This window comes from Marinobacter sp. NSM (genome assembly GCF_052380025.1).
GTDB lineage: Bacteria > Pseudomonadota > Gammaproteobacteria > Pseudomonadales > Oleiphilaceae > Marinobacter.
Genome location: NZ_JBQTCK010000007.1, coordinates 174,044 through 193,435, shown reverse-complemented (window position 1 = coordinate 193,435; position 19,392 = coordinate 174,044). Strand labels below are relative to the sequence as shown.

The following is a 19,392-nucleotide window of genomic DNA, read 5'->3' as shown; positions in this document are numbered from 1 at the left end:
TATGGAGTCAAAAGCCGTACAGTCAGCCGGCCGTTTCGATACCGTGAAATGGCTGGTTGTTTTCGTTTTGATTGCCGTCGGCGTCGTCGGCAATCAGTACTTCAGTGCCGAGTCCGTGCTATATCGGGTTCTGGCTCTTGTTGCGCTGGGCTTGGTTGCTGCGTTTGTGGCGTTGCAAACCGAGCGGGGGCGGCGTTTTGCCACCCTATTAAAAGAAGCGCGTGTCGAGATCCGGAAAGTCGTCTGGCCGACCAGGCCAGAGTTGATTCAGACCACCATCATTGTGGTTGTGTTTGTTCTGGTAGTGGCGCTTATTTTGTGGGGCATGGATTCGCTGATCAGTTGGCTGGTCGCCGGATTTATCGGTTAACGGGAGTGGGCAATGGCTAAGCGCTGGTACGTCGTTCATGCGTATTCTGGCTTTGAGAAGCATGTAATGCGCACTCTTAAAGAGCGTGTAGCGCTCGAGCAGATGGAAGACAAGTTCGGCGAAATCCTGGTTCCGACTGAAGAAGTGGTCGAAATGCGGGACGGGAAGAAGCGCAAGAGTGAGCGCAAGTTTTATCCCGGCTACGTACTGGTCCAGATGGAAATGGACGACGCCTCGTGGCATCTTGTCAAGAATACACCTCGGGTACTGGGCTTTATTGGTGGTACCAAAGACAAGCCGGCTCCGATTACTGAGCGTGAGGCTGAGGCTATTCTGCGTCGGGTTGAAAGCGGTGCAGACAAGCCCAAGCCCAAGACGCTGTTCGAGCCAGGTGAAATTGTTCGCGTTGTTGAAGGTCCGTTTGCAGACTTCAACGGTGTGGTAGAAGAAGTCGACTACGAGAAGAGTCGAGTGAAGGTTGCCGTTCTTATCTTTGGCCGTTCTACTCCGGTTGAGCTGGAGTTTGGGCAGGTCGAAAAAGACTGATGGCAGCTTTGAAAATTGAAAGCTCGCGCGCTACGGCGACGCGGGCTTTTTGTGTCTGCTTAAAGCAGTTGTGAAAAAACCGGGGAGCCGAAAGGCGTTCGAACCCACAGGAGATCTATCATGGCAAAGAAGATTGAAGCCTATATCAAGCTTCAGGTTGCTGCCGGTCAGGCCAACCCGAGTCCCCCCGTTGGTCCTGCGCTGGGTCAGCGTGGTGTTAACATCATGGAATTCTGTAAGGCGTTCAACGCCAAGACTCAGGGCATGGAACCTGGTCTGCCTATTCCGACCGTTATCACCGTTTACAGTGATCGCAGCTTCACATTCATCACCAAGACCCCGCCTGCGCCGGTCCTGCTGAAGAAGGCCGCTGGCATCAAGAGTGGCTCTGGTCGTCCGAACACTGACAAAGTGGGTACGGTTACCCGTGCTCAGCTGGAAGAAATCGCCAAGACCAAAGAGCCGGACATGACTGCTGCCGATATGGAAGCAGCCGTTCGCACCATCGCTGGTACTGCCCGCAGCATGGGCCTGAACGTGGAGGGTCTGTAAGATGGCTAAGCTGAGCAAGCGTCAAAAGCTGATTCGTGAAAAAGTCGACGCCACCCGCGCCTACTCTGTAGACGAAGCGGTTGCGCTGCTGGCCGAACTGGGTCAGAACGTGAAGTTCAAAGAGTCTGTAGACGTTGCGGTTAACCTGGGTGTTGATGCACGTAAATCCGACCAGGTTGTGCGTAGCAGCACTGTTCTGCCTCACGGCACCGGTAAATCTGTGCGTGTGGCTGTGTTCACCCAGGGTGCCAATGCCGAGAAAGCGACCGCGGCCGGTGCCGACATCGTAGGCATGGACGACCTGGCTGATGAAGTCAAGAAAGGCAACATGGACTTCGACGTGGTTATCGCCACTCCGGATGCCATGCGTGTTGTTGGTCAGCTGGGCCAGATCCTCGGTCCCCGCGGCCTGATGCCGAACCCGAAGGTTGGCACCGTAACCGCTGATGTTGAGACAGCGGTTAAGAACGCCAAAGCGGGTCAGGTTCGTTACCGTACTGACAAAAATGGCATTATCCACGCTCCGCTGGGTAACGTTGAATTCTCTGCCCAGAACATCAAGGAAAACCTTGAAGCTCTGGTGGCAGATCTGAAAAAGGCCAAGCCTGCATCGTCCAAGGGTGTGTATCTGAAAAAGATCACCATCTCTTCTACGATGGGTCCTGGCCTGACTATTGATCAGGGTACTCTGAGTCTCTGATTGGTAGTTACTTTGTAGTCTGGGCGGAAGCCAAGGCTGTCAAAGACCGCAGGCCCCCGAAGCCCTTGGTAACAAGGGCTGCAAGGGTTAAAGCAACGCCTGCGCAGACGGTGTGAAGACGTTCTCTCTGAACCCAAACACCGTTAGGCGTCCTCGTTGAGGACAATGATGGGTTTGCCGGCATAACGCTGGCGAAATCGAGGAGAAATCCAGTGGCAATTAGACTCGAAGACAAGAAGGCGATCGTCGCTGAAGTCAACGAGACTGCTGGAGCTGCTCTGTCTGTGGTTTTGGCTGACTACCGTGGTGTCACCTCCGGTGACATGACTGCCCTTCGTGCCAAAGCTCGTGCCGAGAATGTTCGTCTGAAGGTTGTTCGTAACAACCTGGCGAAGATTGCTATCAAAGGTACTGAGTTTGAGTGCATCGATCCGGCGCTGGTTGGCCCGACCATTCTGGCTTTCTCTATGGAAGATCCGGGTGCCGCTGCGCGCCTGCTGAAGGATTTTGCCAAAGAGAAAGAGGCGTTTGAGATCAAGGGTCTGGCTGTCGGCGGTGAGCTGATGGGCGCAGAACAGATCGATCGCCTGGCCACGCTGCCGACGCTGCACGAAGCGTTGACCAAGCTGGCTATTGTTACACAGGCACCAGTTACCAAGCTTGCACGTACCCTGAACGATATTCCGGGCAGGATCACACGTGTTGTAGCTGCAGTCCGCGACCAGAAGCAAGACGCTGCTTGATTCTGTTGAACACCATTTTTTACATTTTCGGAGAAAGTCATGGCTCTGTCTAAAGACGATATTTTGAATGCAATTGCTGAAATGAGCGTAATGGAAGTTGTTGAGCTCGTTGAAGCTATGGAAGAGAAGTTCAATGTTTCTGCTGCCGCTGCTGTTGCCGCTGCACCTGCTGCTGCCGCTGGTGGCGAAGCTGCTGAAGAGCAGACCGAGTTCGACGTAGTTCTGACTGGCGCTGGCGAGAAGAAAGTCAACGTCATCAAGGCCGTTCGTGAGCTGACTGGTCTGGGTCTGAAAGAAGCCAAGGAAATGGTTGACGGCGCTCCTTCTACTGTTAAGGAAGGCGCTAGCAAGGACGAGGCTGAAGAAGCCAAGAAGAAGCTTGAGGAAGCAGGCGCTTCTGTTGAGCTCAAGTAATAGTCGGCTGTTGATCGACACCGTGCGTTAAGCATGGATGGGCTGGTGGCTCTGTGCCACCGGCCTTTTTCTGTTGTATATGCTATAGAGTCTGGTGTGCTTTTACGGGTTAATGTCAGATCTATAACCTACAGCCAGAGTCTTGTTCAAGACGGCGCGATAAGCCGAGCAATTCGGCCCCGAAGCAGAACATTTGATTGCTTCTTGATACCAGGTATCAGGTCTAAAGCTGGGGAATGCAGATGACTTACTCCTACACTGAGAAAAAGCGGATTCGCAAAGATTTTAGTAAATTGCCTTCCGTGATGGACGTCCCCTATTTGCTGTCTATTCAGCTGGATTCGTTCCGGGACTTCCTGCAAATGGAAGCCGCTCCTGAAGACCGCCGGGAAACCGGTCTTCACGCAGCGTTCAAATCCGTATTCCCGATTGTCAGTTACTCTGGCAACGCCGCGCTCGAGTATGTGAGCTATCGAATCGGCGAGCCAGTGTTTGACGTCAAGGAATGTCAGCTCAGGGGCGTTACTTACGCCGCGCCGCTGCGGGTGAAAGTCCGCTTGATCATTTATGACAAGGAATCGTCCAACAAGGCGATCAAGGACATCAAAGAGCAAGAAGTCTACATGGGCGAGATGCCCCTGATGACTGAAAACGGTACCTTCGTGGTCAACGGTACCGAGCGTGTTATTGTTTCCCAGCTGCACCGTTCGCCTGGCGTCTTCTTTGATCACGACAAAGGCAAGACTCACTCCTCCGGCAAGCTGTTGTATTCGGCCCGAGTGATTCCTTACCGTGGTTCCTGGCTTGACTTCGAATTCGATCCGAAGGACTCCGTGTTCGTTCGTATCGACCGTCGTCGTAAGCTACCTGCGTCAATCCTCCTGCGCGCTCTGGGTTACACCTCTGAGCAGATGCTCGACATGTTCTTCGAAACCAGTAAGTTTGCTCTGGGTGAAGAAGTCTGCAAGCTTGAGTTGGTGCCCAGTCGGCTGCGTGGTGACATTGCGACCTTTGACATCAAGGATAAGGAAGGCAACGTCATTGCTGAAGAAGGCCGTCGTATTACGGCGCGTCACATCAAGCAGTTGGAAAAGGCCGGCATTACCGAGCTGGAAGTTCCCACTGAATACCTGTACGGCCGTGTTCTTGCCAAGGACATGATCGATCAGTCTACCGGCGAAGTGCTGGTGGAATGTAACACCGAGCTGACCGAAGAAGTCATCACCAAGATTCTTGGGGCTGGTGTTAAGGATATTGAAACGCTGTACACCAACGATCTGGATTGTGGTCCGTTCATGTCTGATACCCTGCGTATCGACCCGACCCGAACTCCGTTGGAAGCGTTGGTTGAAATCTACCGGATGATGCGCCCGGGCGAGCCGCCCACTAAGGAATCAGCGGAGAACCTGTTCAACAACCTGTTCTTCTCCGAGGAGCGCTACGACCTGTCCGGTGTTGGCCGGATGAAGCTCAACCGTCGCCTTGGTCGTGACGAGAGCACCGGTGAAGGCACGCTGACCCACGACGATATCATCGACGTGCTGAAAACCCTGATTGCCATTCGTAACGGCCAGGGCCAGGTGGATGATATTGACAACTTGGGCAACCGTCGGGTTCGCTGTGTTGGTGAGATGGCTGAAAACCAGTTCCGGGTAGGCCTGGTACGGGTTGAGCGCGCGGTTCGAGAGCGTCTAAGTCTGGCTGAAAGCGAAGGCCTGATGCCGCAGGACCTGATCAACGCCAAGCCTGTTGCGGCCGCAGTCAAGGAGTTCTTTGGTTCCAGTCAGCTGTCGCAGTTTATGGACCAGAACAACCCGCTGTCTGAGGTGACTCACAAGCGTCGTATCTCTGCGTTGGGTCCGGGCGGTCTGACCCGTGAGCGTGCCGGCTTTGAGGTTCGGGACGTTCACCCGACCCATTACGGCCGTGTGTGTCCTATCGAGACTCCGGAGGGCCCGAACATCGGTCTGATCAACTCGCTGGCAACCTATGCCCGTGCCAACTCCTACGGCTTCCTGGAAAGTCCGTACCGGAGAGTCGTCGACGGCGTGGTGACCGATGAGCTGGTGTATCTGTCTGCGATTGAAGAGAGCAACTATGTGATCGCTCAGGCCAGTGCTGCTACCGACGATGGTAAGCGCCTGACCGACGAGCTGGTTACCGTGCGTCACCAGAATGAATTTACCGTCGCTCCGCCGGAAGCGGTTAACTTCATGGACGTATCTCCGCGCCAGGTTGTATCGGTGGCGGCGTCTCTGATCCCGTTCCTTGAGCACGACGATGCTAACCGGGCCCTGATGGGTGCGAATATGCAACGTCAGGCGGTTCCGACGCTGAAATCACAGGTTCCGCTGGTCGGCACCGGTGTAGAGCGCACCGTTGCCCAGGATTCCGGCGTGTGCGTAACCGCCCGTCGTGGCGGTGTGATTGAAAGCGTGGATGCTGCCCGTATCGTGGTGCGGGTAAACAACGAAGAAACCGAGGCCGGTGATGCAGGTGTGGATATCTACAACCTCACCAAGTACACCCGCTCTAACCAGAACACCTGCATCAACCAGCGCTCCATCGTGCGTCAGGGCGATGTGATTGCCCGCGGCGACGTGCTGGCAGATGGTCCCTCAGTGGATCTGGGTGAGCTGGCGCTGGGCCAGAACATGCGCATCGCGTTCATGCCCTGGAACGGTTACAACTTCGAGGACTCCATCCTGATCTCCGAAAAGGTGGTTCAGGAGGACCGGCTGACCACGATCCACATTCAGGAATTGACCTGTGTGGCCCGTGACACCAAGCTGGGTAGTGAAGAAATCACAGCGGATATTCCGAACGTCGGTGAAAGCGCGCTGTCCAAGCTGGATGAGTCCGGTATTGTCTACATCGGTGCGGAAGTTGGCCCGGGCGACATTCTGGTGGGTAAGGTCACGCCGAAAGGTGAGACCCAGCTGACACCGGAAGAGAAGCTGCTGCGCGCGATCTTTGGTGAAAAGGCCTCTGACGTTAAAGATACCTCTCAGCGTGTTCCGACCGGCACCCGCGGAACGGTTATCGATGTTCAGGTGTTCACCCGTGACGGTATCGAAAAAGATGCCCGTGCTCAGTCCATCGAGAAAGAGCAGCTCGATCAGTACCGTAAGGATCTGAAAGACGAGTACCGCATTGTCGAAGGCGCTACCTATGAGCGTCTGACTGCCGCACTCAACGGCCAGGAAGTGATCAGTGGCCCGGGTCTGAAGAAGGGTGCCAAGCTTGATGAAGCCTATCTGGCCGATCTGCCGCGTCCGGACTGGTTCAAGCTGCGCATGAAAGACGAAGCTCTGAACGAACTGCTGGAGAAATCCGAGCAGGGTCTGGAAGATCGCAAGAATGAGCACGAAGCGCGCTTCGACGACAAGAAAGGCAAGCTGCAGCAGGGCGATGACCTTGCTCCGGGCGTGCTGAAAATCGTCAAGGTTTACCTGGCCATCAAGCGTCGTATCCAGCCGGGTGACAAGATGGCCGGCCGTCACGGTAACAAGGGTGTTATCTCTGCGGTAATGCCGATCGAGGATATGCCTTACGACGAAAACGGCACCACCGTTGATATCGTGCTCAACCCGCTGGGTGTTCCTTCGCGGATGAACGTTGGTCAGGTTCTGGAAACCCACCTGGGCGCAGCCGCCAAGGGGCTGGGTGAAAAGATCAGCCGGATGCTGGAAGAGCAGCGTAAAGTGGCTGAACTGCGCAAGCTGCTGGATGAGATCTACAACCACTCAGACGAAGTGACCAAGGTTGATCTCGACAGCCTGAGCGACAAGGAAATCCTGGAGCTGTGCGGTAACCTGCGTGACGGTGTTCCGATGGCAACGCCGGTCTTTGACGGCGCCAAGGAAGCCGAGGTCAAGCGTATGCTTGAGCTGGCCGACATGGATACCAGTGGTCAGGTCAAGCTGTACGACGGCCGCACCGGTGATGCATTTGACCGTCCGGTGACTGTGGGCTACATGTACATGCTCAAGCTCAACCACTTGATCGATGACAAGATGCACGCTCGTTCCACCGGCTCCTACAGCCTGGTAACCCAGCAGCCGCTGGGTGGTAAGGCTCAGTTCGGTGGTCAGCGTTTCGGTGAGATGGAAGTCTGGGCGCTGGAGGCATATGGTGCCGCCTATACCCTGCAGGAAATGCTTACCGTTAAGTCTGATGACGTCAACGGTCGGACCAAGATGTACAAGAACATTGTCGATGGTGATCATCGTATGGAGCCGGGCATGCCCGAATCCTTCAACGTTCTCGTCAAGGAAATCCGCTCGTTGGGTATCGACATCGAGCTGGAATCCGAGTGAGCCGAATTGTTTTTGGCAGCGTGAGCGGGCACCTCGTGTGCCCGCCCGAGATTAACGCCATCCGGAGCTTTTACTGATGAAAGATTTGCTGAATCTTCTCAAGAGCCAGAATCAGAGCAAGGAATTCGACGCCATCCGTATCGGACTGGCTTCGCCTGACATGATTCGTTCCTGGTCTTTTGGCGAAGTAAAAAAGCCTGAGACCATTAACTACCGTACCTTCAAGCCGGAGCGTGACGGTCTTTTCTGTGCCAAGATTTTCGGCCCGATCAAAGACTACGAGTGCTTGTGCGGAAAATACAAGCGTCTGAAGCATCGCGGCGTTATCTGTGAAAAGTGCGGTGTTGAAGTCGCACTGGCCAGCGTGCGTCGTGAGCGTATGGGCCATATCGAGCTGGCCAGCCCGGTCGCTCACATCTGGTTCCTGAAGTCTTTGCCGTCCCGTATTGGCCTGATGCTGGACATGACCCTGCGCGATATCGAGCGGGTTCTGTACTTCGAATCCTTCATCGTGATCGATCCGGGTATGACCACCCTGGAGAAGGGCCAGCTGCTGAATGACGAGCAGTACTATGAGGCCCTCGAAGAATTCGGTGACGAGTTCGACGCCCGTATGGGTGCCGAGGCCATCAAAGAGTTGCTCGAAGCTATCGATCTGCAAGCGGAAGTTGACGCCCTGCGGGAAGAGATCCCCCAGACCAACTCCGAGACCAAGATCAAGAAATTCAGCAAGCGCCTGAAAATTCTTGAGGCGTTCCTGTACTCCGGTAACAAGCCGGGCGACATGGTGATGACCGTTCTGCCGGTTCTGCCGCCGGATCTGCGTCCGCTGGTTCCGCTGGACGGTGGCCGTTTTGCCACTTCCGACCTGAACGATCTGTACCGTCGGGTCATTAACCGGAACAACCGTCTCAAGCGCCTGCTGGAACTGAACGCTCCGGATATCATCGTGCGCAACGAGAAGCGTATGCTGCAGGAGGCGGTTGATGCCCTGCTGGATAACGGTCGTCGTGGTCGTGCCATCACTGGCACCAACAAGCGCCCGCTGAAATCCCTGGCTGACATGATCAAGGGTAAGCAGGGTCGTTTCCGTCAGAACCTGCTAGGTAAGCGAGTCGACTACTCTGGCCGTTCCGTCATCGTGGTGGGTCCGTACCTGCGTCTGCACCAGTGCGGTCTGCCCAAAAAGATGGCCTTGGAGCTGTTCAAGCCGTTCATTTTCTCCAAGCTTGAGCATCGAGGCCTGGCGACCACCATCAAGGCCGCCAAGAAAATGGTCGAGCGCGAGGAAGGCGTGGTCTGGGATATCCTGGACGAAGTCATCCGCGAGCACCCGATCCTGCTGAACCGTGCGCCCACCCTGCACCGTCTGGGCATCCAGGCGTTCGAGCCGGTTCTGATCGAAGGTAAAGCGATCCAGCTGCACCCGCTGGTGTGTGCGGCTTACAACGCCGACTTCGACGGTGACCAGATGGCGGTACACGTACCGCTGACCCTGGAAGCCCAGCTTGAAGCCCGTGCGTTGATGATGTCCACCAACAACGTTCTGTCGCCCGCGAACGGTGAGCCGATCATCGTACCGTCCCAGGACGTGGTATTGGGCCTGTATTACATGACTCGTGAGCGCCACGCCGCCCTGGGTGAAGGCATGGTGTTCGCTGATGTCAAAGAGGCCCATCGTGCCTATGGTGCCGGTAAGGTTGACCTGCAGGCGAAGGTCAAGGTGCGGGTTAAGGAAGTGGCCTATGCCGAAGATGGCAGCAAGTCCGAAGCCTACCGTGTGGTTGATACCACCGTTGGCCGTGCTTTGTTGTTTGATATCGTTCCTGACGGCCTGCCGTTTGAGATCGTCAACCGTCCTATGGTCAAGAAGGCGATTTCTAACCTGATCAACACCTGTTATCGGGACGCCGGCCTGAAAGATACTGTCATCTTTGCTGACCAACTGATGTACATGGGTTACCACTATGCAACCCGTTCCGGTATCTCTATCGGCTTCAACGACTTCGAGATTCCGCCGGAGAAGTATGAGCTGGTTGATGCCGCGTCTGACGAAGTAAAAGACATTGAGAACCAGTACGCATCCGGTCTGCTGACCCAGGGTGAGAAGTACAACAAGGTGATCGATATCTGGTCCCGCGCCAACGATAAAGTGTCCAAGGCGATGATGGAGCGTCTGTCCAAAGAGCAGGTTGTTGGTCCTGACGGCCAGCCTGTGAAGGGTGAAGACGGCGAAGACCTGATGCAGGAATCCTTCAACTCCGTCTACATGATGGCCGATTCGGGTGCGCGGGGTTCCGCAGCCCAGATTCGTCAGTTGTCCGGTATGCGTGGTCTGATGGCCAAGCCGGATGGCTCCATCATCGAAACGCCGATTACCGCGAACTTCCGTGAAGGTCTGAACGTACTCCAGTACTTCATCTCCACCCACGGTGCTCGTAAAGGTCTGGCGGATACCGCACTGAAGACCGCGAACTCCGGTTACCTGACCCGTCGTCTGGTTGACGTGTCCCAGGACCTGGTGGTGACCGAGGAAGACTGCGGTACCGATGAAGGTCTGCTGATGACACCGCACATCGAAGGTGGCGACGTTGTTGTGCCGCTGGGTGATCGTGTTCTGGGTCGTGTGACGGCCCGTGACGTATTCACCCCAACCGACAAGGACAACGCTGTTGTTCCGGCCGGCACATTGCTGGACGAGAAAACCGTCGAGATGGTCGAGCGCGCCGGTGTGGATGAGATCTGGGTTCGCTCTGCGATCACCTGTGAGACTCGCCACGGCATCTGCTCCAAGTGTTACGGCCGCGATCTCGCCCGTGGTCATCGGGTTAACGTGGGTGAGGCCGTCGGTGTTATCGCTGCCCAGTCCATCGGTGAGCCTGGCACCCAGCTGACCATGCGGACCTTCCACATTGGTGGTGCGGCAAGCCGGGCCTCCGCCGTGGATAACATTCAGGTCAAGCACGGCGGCACGGTACGCCTGCACAACCTGAAGTCCATCGAGAAGACCGATGGCTCCCTGGTTGTGGTGTCCCGTTCTTCCGCTCTGGCGATTGCCGACGAGCAGGGTCGTGAGCGCGAGTGGTACAAACTGCCTTACGGTGCCGTTCTGTCTGTGAAGAACGGTGACGTGGTTGAGGCCGGCGTTGTAGTTGCCAAGTGGGATCCGCACACGCACCCGATCATCGCCGAAGCGAAAGGCACGGCCAAGTTTGTCAACATGGAAGAAGGCATTACTGTCCGCACCCAGGCTGACGAGCTGACCGGTCTGTCCACCATGGAAGTGATTGACCCGAAAGAGCGTCCTGCGGCTGGTAAGGACATTCGTCCGGCCATCCAGCTGATTGACGATGCGGGTGAAGAAGCAGAACTGCCAGGCGGCGGTACCGCGATCTTCTTCCTGCCGGCTAACGCGCTGGTGACCATGGCTAATGGCGCGAAGATCGAGCTGGGTGACGTAGTTGCCCGTATTCCGCAGGAAAGCTCGAAGACCCGTGACATCACCGGTGGTCTGCCGCGGGTTGCCGACCTATTCGAGGCGCGTCGCCCGAAAGAGTCTGCCATCCTGGCGGAAATCAGTGGTGTGGTGTCGTTCGGTAAAGAGACCAAAGGCAAGAAGCGTCTGGTCATCACGCCGAAAGATGACGATGCCTATGAGGTTCTGATTCCGAAGCATCGCCAGCTCAACGTTTTCGAAGGTGAAACGGTTGAGAAGGGTGAGGTGATTTCCGACGGTCCGTCCAACCCGCACGACATCTTGCGTCTGCTGGGTGTGGTCGAGCTGGCCAAGTACATCACCAACGAAATCCAGGACGTTTACCGCCTGCAGGGTGTTGTCATCAACGATAAACACATCGAGGTTATCGTTCGGCAGATGCTGCGCAAGGTGGAAATTACCGATCCGGGTGATACCACCCTGCTGTCTGGCGACCAGGTGGAAATCACTCAGGTACTGGAAGAGAACGAAAAGGCCAATCAGGCGGACAAAGAGCCGGCCAGATTCGAGCGTCTGCTGCTTGGCATTACCAAGGCATCGCTGGCCACCGAATCGTTCATTTCTGCGGCCTCGTTCCAGGAAACCACACGGGTCCTCACCGAAGGTGCGGTGACCGGTAAGCGTGACTTCCTGCGTGGCCTGAAAGAAAACGTTGTGGTTGGCCGGTTGATTCCGGCGGGTACCGGTCTGGCTTACCACAGCGAACGTCGTCGCAAGCGTGACCTGGAAGAGCAGGGCGTGACCGCGGCAGATGTTGAAGAAGCTCTGAGCGCGGAGCTCAACCGAGAAGGTTGATTGCCGGCGTGCCATTCTCGGGGTAGTTACTTATCCCGAGGGTGGTTAAAAAGAGAACAGTCATCTTGACTGAGTCGGGGCGCAGGCTTACACTTGCGTCCCTTAAATTTTACCCCCTGCACAGGGGGTAAGTTTCATTGGTATGGTTTTTTGGAGTTTGCTTACATGGCAACGATTAATCAGTTGGTGCGTAAGCCTCGTAAGCGCAAGGTAGCCAAGAGCGACGTTCCTGCTCTCCAGGCTTGTCCTCAGCGCCGTGGTGTGTGCACTCGTGTGTACACCACAACGCCGAAGAAGCCGAACTCAGCACTTCGTAAAGTGTGCCGTGTTCGTCTGACCAACGGCTTCGAGGTTTCCTCTTACATTGGTGGTGAAGGTCACAACCTTCAGGAGCACAGTGTTGTGCTGATCCGTGGCGGTCGAGTAAAAGACCTTCCGGGTGTGCGCTATCACACTGTTCGCGGTACTTTGGATACCCAAGGTGTTCAGAACCGTAAGCAGGGCCGCTCCAAGTACGGTGCAAAACGACCCAAGTCCTGATGTCCCGAGCGGGTGTCTTTTATCGTTGCTTGTAAGAACGGTAAGAGTAAGGCTGAGTAGCATTTGGCTATCTCAGGGGTTCCTGAAGACCTTTTAGATATAAGGGCTTATCGATGCCTAGAAGAAGAGTTGCAGCAAAGCGGGAAATCATTCCCGATCCTAAATTCGGCAGTGCACGTCTTGCCAAGTTCATCAACCATGTGATGGAAAGCGGTAAGAAGTCGGTTGCAGAGCGCATTGTTTACGGTGCTCTGGATATTGTTGCCGAGAAATCTAAAGAAGAGCCGATCGAAATGTTCGAGAAGGCCCTGGAGAACATCCAGCCGATGGTTGAGGTTAAGTCCCGTCGTGTGGGTGGTGCTACTTACCAGGTGCCGGTAGAAGTTCGGCCTTCCCGTCAGAACGCGTTGGCGATGCGCTGGCTCGTTGAATATTCCCGGAAGCGCGGTGAGAAGAGCATGGCGCAGCGTCTGGCTGGCGAAATTCTTGATGCGGCCGATAGCAAAGGTGCCGCAGTGAAGAAGCGCGAAGACGTGCATCGCATGGCAGAAGCCAACAAGGCATTCTCTCACTTCCGTTTCTAACAAGCCGAGGTTTATATCGTGGCACGCAAGACTCCTATCAAACGTTACAGAAACATTGGTATCTGTGCGCACGTGGATGCGGGCAAGACTACTACCACCGAGCGTATTCTTTATTACACCGGTCGTAGTCACAAGATGGGTGAGACCCATGACGGCGCTTCCACTACAGACTGGATGGAGCAGGAGCAGGAGCGTGGTATCACCATCACGTCTGCCGCTGTTACAACCTTCTGGCAGGGTATGGACAAGCAGTATCCCGAGCACCGTATCAACATCATCGACACCCCGGGGCACGTTGACTTCACCATCGAAGTAGAGCGTTCCCTGCGTGTTCTTGATGGTGCTGTGGTTGTGTTCTGTGGTTCCTCAGGTGTTGAGCCGCAGTCCGAGACTGTATGGCGCCAAGCCAACAAGTATGAAGTTCCCCGCATGGTGTTCGTCAACAAGATGGACCGTGCAGGCGCCAACTTCATGCGCGTTGTTGAGCAGATTCGTAACCGTCTGGGTGCTATCACTGTGCCCATCCAGCTGCCGATCGGCGCCGAAGACGATTTCGAGGGTATCGTGGATCTGCTTCGCATGAAGGCAATCTACTGGAATGAAGCTGATCAGGGTATGACCTACGAGCTTCGCGATATTCCTGAGTCCATGGTTGCTGAGGCTGAGAAAGCGCGCGAGCAGATGATTGAAGCCGCCGCTGAAGCCAACGAAGAGTTCATGGAGAAATACCTCGAAGGCGAAGAGCTGACCTACGAAGAAATCAAGCAGGGTCTGCGTACTCGTACCATCGCTAACGAAATCGTTCTGGCTACCTGCGGTTCTGCGTTCAAGAACAAAGGCGTGCAGGCGGTGCTGGATGCGGTCATCGAATTCCTGCCGGCCCCGGATGAGGTTAAAGCCATCCGCGGTGAGGTGGATGACGAGGGTACCGAGGAAACCCGTCCGGTTGACGACGATGCTCCGTTCGCCGCTCTGGCGTTCAAGATCGCGACCGATCCGTTCGTGGGTACGCTGACGTTCTTCCGGGTTTACTCCGGTAAGCTTGAGTCCGGTAACGCGGTATTCAATTCCGTGAAGGGCAAGAAAGAGCGTGTGGGCCGTATGGTTCAGATGCACGCCAATGACCGTGAAGAGATCAAGGAAGTTCTGGCGGGCGACATCGCAGCTGCGATCGGCCTGAAGAACGTGACCACGGGTGACACCCTGTGTGACGAGAACAACAAAATTGTTCTTGAGCGCATGGAGTTCCCGGAGCCGGTTATCTCCGTTGCGGTTGAGCCGAAGTCAAAAGCCGACCAGGAAAAGATGGGTGTTGCTCTGGGTAAACTGGCCCAGGAAGATCCGTCATTCCGTGTTCGCACCGACGAGGAGTCTGGCCAGACCATCATCTCCGGTATGGGTGAGCTACACCTCGACATTATCGTTGACCGTATGCGTCGCGAGTTCAAGGTAGAAGCGAATATCGGTAAGCCGCAGGTTGCTTACCGTGAGTGCATCCGCAAGCCGGTTGACGTTGAAGGCAAGTTTGTTCGTCAGTCTGGTGGTCGTGGTCAGTACGGTCACGTAAAAGTGAAGTTGGAGCCGCTGCCGTTGGATGTGGAAGATGGTGAGAACTTCATCTTTGTGAACGAGATCGTTGGTGGTGTGGTTCCCAAGGAATACATCCCGGCTGTTCAGCAGGGTATCGAAGAGCAGATGCAGAACGGCTGTCTGGCCGGCTACCCGCTGTTGGGTATCAAAGCGACGCTGTACGATGGTTCCTACCACGACGTTGACTCCAACGAGATGGCGTTCAAAATCGCTGGTTCCATGGCGATGAAGAAAGGCGCCCTCGAAGCGAATCCTGCCCTTCTTGAGCCGATCATGAAGGTTGAGGTTGTTACCCCTGAAGATTACATGGGTGACGTTGTTGGCGACCTGAACCGTCGTCGCGGCCTTGTGCAGGGTATGGATGAGAGCCCGGCGGGCAAGGTCATCCGTGCTGAAGTTCCGTTGTCGGAGATGTTCGGTTACGCCACCGACCTGCGTTCTGCAACACAGGGTCGGGCGTCTTATGCGATGGAGTTCTCCCGCTATATGGAAGCTCCTTCGAACATTGCCGAAGCGATCATTAAAAAGGGTTGATCCCCAGGACTTAAGAAACAGGAAGAGGTGTAACCGTGTCTAAAGCAAAGTTTGAGCGTAACAAGCCACACGTAAACGTGGGCACCATTGGTCACGTTGACCATGGTAAGACCACTCTGACAGCCGCCCTGACTCGTGTATGTCACGAAGTATGGGGTACGGGTGAGAGCCGTGCTTTCGATCAGATCGATAACGCACCGGAAGAGCGTGCGCGTGGTATCACCATCGCGACCTCTCACGTTGAGTACGATTCTCCGACCCGTCACTACGCACACGTAGACTGCCCGGGCCACGCGGATTATGTTAAGAACATGATCACCGGTGCGGCCCAGATGGACGGCGCTATCCTGGTCTGCTCCGCTGCTGACGGCCCCATGCCGCAGACTCGTGAGCACATCCTGCTGTCCCGTCAGGTTGGTGTGCCGTTCATCGTTGTGTTCCTGAACAAAGCGGACATGGTAGACGATGAAGAGCTGCTTGAGCTGGTAGAGATGGAAGTTCGTGACCTGCTGAGCCAGTACGACTTCCCGGGTGACGACACTCCGATCATCACCGGTTCTGCGCTGATGGCTCTGGAAGGTAAAGACGACAACGAGATGGGTACTACTGCTGTTAAGAAGCTGGTAGAAGCCCTGGATGACTACATCCCCGAGCCGGAGCGTGCGATTGATCAGCCGTTCCTGATGCCGATCGAGGACGTATTCTCTATCTCTGGTCGTGGTACCGTTGTTACCGGTCGTGTAGAGCGTGGCATCATCAAGGTAGGTGACGAAGTGGAAATCGTGGGTATCCGCGACACCACCAAGACCACCTGTACTGGTGTTGAGATGTTCCGCAAGCTGCTGGACGAAGGTCGTGCCGGTGAGAACGTAGGTGTTCTGCTGCGTGGTACCAAGCGTGACGACGTTGAGCGTGGTCAGGTTCTGTGTGTACCGGGCTCCATCAAGCCGCACACCAAGTTCGAGTGTGAAGTGTACGTACTGTCCAAAGAAGAAGGTGGTCGTCATACTCCGTTCTTCAAGGGCTACCGTCCGCAGTTCTACTTCCGGACTACTGACGTAACCGGTTCTTGTGAACTGCCGGAAGGCGTTGAAATGGTAATGCCGGGTGACAACGTGAAAATGACTGTTACCCTGATCGCTCCGATCGCCATGGAAGATGGTCTGCGCTTCGCGATTCGTGAAGGCGGCCGTACCGTTGGTGCCGGCGTGGTCTCCAAGATCATCGAGTAATCTGCTCGTTTGATCAGGAAAAAGGGGCTGACTGGTTCAGCCCCTTTTTCTGTTTAAGCCGCAAAGTCTGCCTGGCCTCCGTCAATATCAATGATGTTGACAGGGTTGGGTATTATGCATACAATGCGGCTCCTTTTTTTGAAGGTCGGCTAACTAGTAGCTGCTACGAGTGGAGTTTGGTGCATCATGCAAAGCCAAAAGATTCGAATCCGGTTGAAGGCGTTTGATTATCGCCTGATCGACCAGTCCACGCAGGAGATCGTCGATACCGCCAAGCGGACCGGCGCTCAGGTGCGTGGTCCTATTCCTCTGCCGACGCGCAAGGAAAAGTACACGGTATTGATCTCTCCGCACGTCAATAAAGACGCGCGTGATCAGTATGAAATTCGTACCCACAAGCGTTTGCTCGACATTGTTGAGCCAACGGAGAAGACAGTGGATGCTCTGATGAAACTGGACCTGGCAGCAGGTGTAGACGTTCAGATCAGCCTCGGCTAATACCGCCCGGTATTAGTCTGTGTAACTGTCACAGGCCATAGAGGGTGCAAGCCCCGTACACTTAAGAGGTGAAACATGGCAATTGGTGTTGTCGGTCGTAAGGCCGGTATGACCCGTATTTTTACGGATGAGGGGCAGGCATTGCCCGTAACGGTAATCGAGGTTGAGCCCAACCGCATTACCCAACTGAAAACTCTCGAAAACGACGGCTACCGCGCTGTGCAGGTAACCGTAGGTTCTCGTCGTGCCTCCCGCGTTAGCAAAGCTGCTGCTGGTCACTTTGCGAAAGCAGGTGTTGAAGCTGGTCGTGGCGTGTGGGAATTTCGTCTGGCTGATGGCGAAGGTGAAGACCTCGCTGCAGGCGGCGAGCTGACAGTCTCTGTGTTTGAAGACGGTCAGGTGGTTGATGCCACTGGTCAGTCCAAAGGTAAGGGCTTCCAGGGTGGTGTCAAGCGCTGGAACTTCTCTATGCAGGACGCTACTCACGGTAACTCCCTGTCTCATCGTGCTCCGGGTTCCATTGGTCAGAACCAGACTCCGGGCAAGGTATTCAAGGGTAAAAAGATGGCCGGTCAGATGGGTAACGCGCAGGTCACTGTGCAGAACCTGAAAATCGTCCGTGTCGATGCCGAGCGCAACCTGCTGCTGGTAAGTGGTGCCGTACCTGGTGCGACTGGCGGCGACGTTGTCATCAAGCCTGCAGTTAAAGCCTGAGGAGCGGTGCGATGGAATTGACAATTACTGGTAGCGGCAAGGGGATTTCTGTTTCCGACGCTGCGTTTGCCAAAGATTTTAATGAAGCACTGGTGCACCAGGTGGTAACTGCCTACATGGCAGCTGGCCGTCAGGGTACCAAGGCTCAGAAAACACGTTCGGAAGTCAGTGGCGGTGGCAAGAAGCCGTGGCGTCAGAAGGGCACCGGTCGCGCTCGTGCGGGCACCATTCGCAGCCCGATCTGGCGTTCAGGCGGCGTAACGTTTGCAGCCAAGCCCCGTGATTTCGAACAGAAAGTTAACCGCAAGATGTATCGTGCGGCTATGTGTTCCATTCTTTCCGAGCTGGTCCGTCAGGAGCGTCTGGTGGTTGTTGACGATATGAACGTTGACAGTCCCAAGACCAAGGCGTTCACCGCCAAGCTGAAGGATCTGGGCGTATCTAACGCTCTGATTCTTTCCGATAGCGTTGAGCAGAACCTGCACCTGGCTTCCCGCAACATTCCTCACGTGGATGTTCGCGACGTGGCAGGTCTGGATCCGGTCAGCCTGGTTGCCTACGAGAACGTCGTGGTAACTGTTCCCGCTCTGAAGAAGATCGAGGAGATGCTGGGATGAATCAGGAACGTATTTATAAGGTCCTGCTGGGACCGCACGTATCAGAGAAAGCGTCTCTGGCAGCCGAGCGTGGTCAGGTGGTATTCCGTGTAGCACCAGACGCCACCAAGCCGGAGATCAAGAAAGCCGTTGAGCAGCTGTTCAACGTCACCGTCGAAGGTGTTCAGGTTCTGAACCGTAAGGGTAAGCTCAAGCGCACTATCCGCGGGTTCGGCAAGCGTAATGACATTCGTAAGGCTTACGTCAAGCTGGCAGAAGGTCAGGACATCGATTTTCTGGATGTGGAATAAGGTAAAGGGGTCGTAATATGCCGATCGTCAAAACCAAGCCAACATCTGCCGGACGCCGTCACGTTGTAAAACTTTACAACCCGGATCTGCACAAAGGACGTCCTTACGAGCCGTTGGTAGAAACTAAGAGTAAGTCAGGTGGTCGTAACAACGCTGGCCGCATTACTACTCGTCACATTGGTGGTGGCCACAAGCAGCACTACCGTGTAATCGATTTCAAGCGGACCAAAGATGGTATCCCGGCGGTTATTGAGCGCCTGGAATATGATCCTAACCGCTCTGCGCACATCGCGCTGCTAAAGTACTCCGACGGCGAGCGTCGTTACATTATCGCTCCCAAAGGTATGAAAGCAGGTGATCCTGTGCGGTCCGGCGTCGACGCGCCGATTAAGGTGGGCTCCACTTTGCCACTCCGGAACATTCCGGTTGGTTCTGTGATCCACTGCGTCGAACTCAAGCCTGGCAAAGGTGCCCAGCTGGCTCGCTCCGCGGGCGCATCCGTACAGCTGGTAGCTCGGGAAGGGGCTTATGCCACCATCCGCCTGCGTTCAGGTGAAATGCGTAAGGTGCTTGTAGATTGCCGTGCAACGCTGGGTGAAGTATCCAACAGCGAGCACAGCCTCAAGCAGCTTGGTAAAGCGGGTGCATCACGTTGGCGCGGTAAACGTCCAACAGTACGTGGTGTTGCTATGAACCCAGTTGACCACCCACATGGCGGTGGTGAAGGGCGTACCTCTGGCGGGCGTCACCCGGTTACTCCGTGGGGTGTTCCGACCAAAGGGCATAAGACTCGTAAGAACAAACGTACTGACAAGATGATAGTACGTCGTCGTTCAGCCAAGTAAACGACTACATAGA

At 55.3% G+C, this 19,392-nt stretch carries 17 protein-coding genes; all 17 read left to right on the top strand.

Annotated elements, in window-relative coordinates; all coding sequences use genetic code 11:
• Position 1 precedes the first annotated feature (1 nt).
• The gene (gene secE, locus ACTZWX_RS15460) at positions 2–370 is read left to right on the top strand and encodes a preprotein translocase subunit SecE (protein ID WP_072678396.1); all 369 of its coding nucleotides are present in this window, start codon (positions 2–4) and stop codon (positions 368–370) included.
• A gap of 12 nt (positions 371–382) precedes the next feature.
• Entirely contained in the window at positions 383–916 is a 534-nt protein-coding gene (nusG, locus tag ACTZWX_RS15455) for a transcription termination/antitermination protein NusG (protein ID WP_058092381.1), read from the top strand.
• 120 nt (positions 917–1,036) lie between these two features.
• The gene (rplK, locus tag ACTZWX_RS15450; protein ID WP_058092380.1) at positions 1,037–1,468 is read left to right on the top strand and encodes a 50S ribosomal protein L11; all 432 of its coding nucleotides are present in this window, start codon (positions 1,037–1,039) and stop codon (positions 1,466–1,468) included.
• 1 nt (position 1,469) lies between these two features.
• Positions 1,470–2,168: a 50S ribosomal protein L1 gene (gene rplA, locus ACTZWX_RS15445; protein ID WP_444714677.1), complete on the top strand. Its 699-nt coding sequence runs from the start codon at positions 1,470–1,472 to the stop codon at positions 2,166–2,168.
• A 212-nt stretch (positions 2,169–2,380) separates the two neighbouring features.
• Positions 2,381–2,911, top strand: a complete 531-nt coding sequence (rplJ, locus tag ACTZWX_RS15440; protein ID WP_061333835.1) for a 50S ribosomal protein L10 — start codon at positions 2,381–2,383, stop codon at positions 2,909–2,911.
• 39 nt (positions 2,912–2,950) lie between these two features.
• Positions 2,951–3,325, top strand: a complete 375-nt coding sequence (gene rplL / locus ACTZWX_RS15435) for a 50S ribosomal protein L7/L12 (protein WP_061333837.1) — start codon at positions 2,951–2,953, stop codon at positions 3,323–3,325.
• Positions 3,326–3,567: 242 nt separating this feature from the next.
• Positions 3,568–7,644, top strand: coding sequence for a DNA-directed RNA polymerase subunit beta (gene rpoB / locus ACTZWX_RS15430; RefSeq protein WP_444714676.1), 4,077 nt, complete (start codon positions 3,568–3,570; stop codon positions 7,642–7,644).
• A gap of 76 nt (positions 7,645–7,720) precedes the next feature.
• A complete protein-coding gene (gene rpoC / locus ACTZWX_RS15425; RefSeq protein WP_444714675.1) occupies positions 7,721–11,935 on the top strand; it encodes a DNA-directed RNA polymerase subunit beta' in 4,215 nt (1,404 codons plus the stop codon).
• A 165-nt stretch (positions 11,936–12,100) separates the two neighbouring features.
• Positions 12,101–12,475: a 30S ribosomal protein S12 gene (rpsL, locus tag ACTZWX_RS15420; RefSeq protein WP_012139854.1), complete on the top strand. Its 375-nt coding sequence runs from the start codon at positions 12,101–12,103 to the stop codon at positions 12,473–12,475.
• Between the two features lie 113 nt (positions 12,476–12,588).
• Positions 12,589–13,059, top strand: a complete 471-nt coding sequence (rpsG, locus tag ACTZWX_RS15415) for a 30S ribosomal protein S7 (RefSeq protein ID WP_011784243.1) — start codon at positions 12,589–12,591, stop codon at positions 13,057–13,059.
• A gap of 18 nt (positions 13,060–13,077) precedes the next feature.
• Complete coding sequence (fusA, locus tag ACTZWX_RS15410) at positions 13,078–15,183, top strand: elongation factor G (protein ID WP_342631770.1); 2,106 nt, start codon at positions 13,078–13,080, stop codon at positions 15,181–15,183.
• Between the two features lie 35 nt (positions 15,184–15,218).
• Positions 15,219–16,415, top strand: a complete 1,197-nt coding sequence (gene tuf / locus ACTZWX_RS15405; protein ID WP_068351550.1) for an elongation factor Tu — start codon at positions 15,219–15,221, stop codon at positions 16,413–16,415.
• 186 nt (positions 16,416–16,601) lie between these two features.
• Positions 16,602–16,913 (top strand): 30S ribosomal protein S10, encoded by a 312-nt coding sequence (gene rpsJ, locus ACTZWX_RS15400; RefSeq protein ID WP_004580743.1) that lies wholly within the window; start codon positions 16,602–16,604, stop codon positions 16,911–16,913.
• A 75-nt stretch (positions 16,914–16,988) separates the two neighbouring features.
• Positions 16,989–17,627 carry a 50S ribosomal protein L3 gene (rplC, locus tag ACTZWX_RS15395; RefSeq protein ID WP_058089994.1) on the top strand — a complete coding sequence of 213 codons (639 nt, stop codon included), beginning with the start codon at positions 16,989–16,991 and terminating at the stop codon, positions 17,625–17,627.
• Positions 17,628–17,638: 11 nt separating this feature from the next.
• Positions 17,639–18,244 carry a 50S ribosomal protein L4 gene (gene rplD / locus ACTZWX_RS15390; protein WP_061333569.1) on the top strand — a complete coding sequence of 202 codons (606 nt, stop codon included), beginning with the start codon at positions 17,639–17,641 and terminating at the stop codon, positions 18,242–18,244.
• Positions 18,241–18,534, top strand: coding sequence for a 50S ribosomal protein L23 (gene rplW, locus ACTZWX_RS15385; protein WP_008174862.1), 294 nt, complete (start codon positions 18,241–18,243; stop codon positions 18,532–18,534). The genes rplD and rplW overlap by 4 nt, the downstream gene beginning before the upstream one ends.
• 17 nt (positions 18,535–18,551) lie before the next feature.
• Positions 18,552–19,379, top strand: a complete 828-nt coding sequence (rplB, locus tag ACTZWX_RS15380) for a 50S ribosomal protein L2 (RefSeq protein ID WP_058089996.1) — start codon at positions 18,552–18,554, stop codon at positions 19,377–19,379.
• The last annotated feature ends 13 nt before the right edge of the window (positions 19,380–19,392 follow it).

Bases quoted from the DNA above. Each gene is read 5' to 3' on its own strand.
- rpoC (WP_444714675.1), top strand. From the start codon at position 7,721: ATGAAAGATTTGCTGAATCTTCTCAAGAGCCAGAATCAGAGCAAGGAA.
- rplD (WP_061333569.1), top strand. From the start codon at position 17,639: ATGGAATTGACAATTACTGGTAGCGGCAAGGGGATTTCTGTTTCCGAC.
- rpoB (WP_444714676.1), top strand. From the start codon at position 3,568: ATGACTTACTCCTACACTGAGAAAAAGCGGATTCGCAAAGATTTTAGT.
- rpsJ (WP_004580743.1), top strand. From the start codon at position 16,602: ATGCAAAGCCAAAAGATTCGAATCCGGTTGAAGGCGTTTGATTATCGC.
- rplC (WP_058089994.1), top strand. From the start codon at position 16,989: ATGGCAATTGGTGTTGTCGGTCGTAAGGCCGGTATGACCCGTATTTTT.
- rplK (WP_058092380.1), top strand. From the start codon at position 1,037: ATGGCAAAGAAGATTGAAGCCTATATCAAGCTTCAGGTTGCTGCCGGT.
- rplL (WP_061333837.1), top strand. From the start codon at position 2,951: ATGGCTCTGTCTAAAGACGATATTTTGAATGCAATTGCTGAAATGAGC.
- nusG (WP_058092381.1), top strand. From the start codon at position 383: ATGGCTAAGCGCTGGTACGTCGTTCATGCGTATTCTGGCTTTGAGAAG.
- secE (WP_072678396.1), top strand. From the start codon at position 2: ATGGAGTCAAAAGCCGTACAGTCAGCCGGCCGTTTCGATACCGTGAAA.
- rplA (WP_444714677.1), top strand. From the start codon at position 1,470: ATGGCTAAGCTGAGCAAGCGTCAAAAGCTGATTCGTGAAAAAGTCGAC.
- rplW (WP_008174862.1), top strand. From the start codon at position 18,241: ATGAATCAGGAACGTATTTATAAGGTCCTGCTGGGACCGCACGTATCA.
- rplB (WP_058089996.1), top strand. From the start codon at position 18,552: ATGCCGATCGTCAAAACCAAGCCAACATCTGCCGGACGCCGTCACGTT.
- rpsL (WP_012139854.1), top strand. From the start codon at position 12,101: ATGGCAACGATTAATCAGTTGGTGCGTAAGCCTCGTAAGCGCAAGGTA.
- rpsG (WP_011784243.1), top strand. From the start codon at position 12,589: ATGCCTAGAAGAAGAGTTGCAGCAAAGCGGGAAATCATTCCCGATCCT.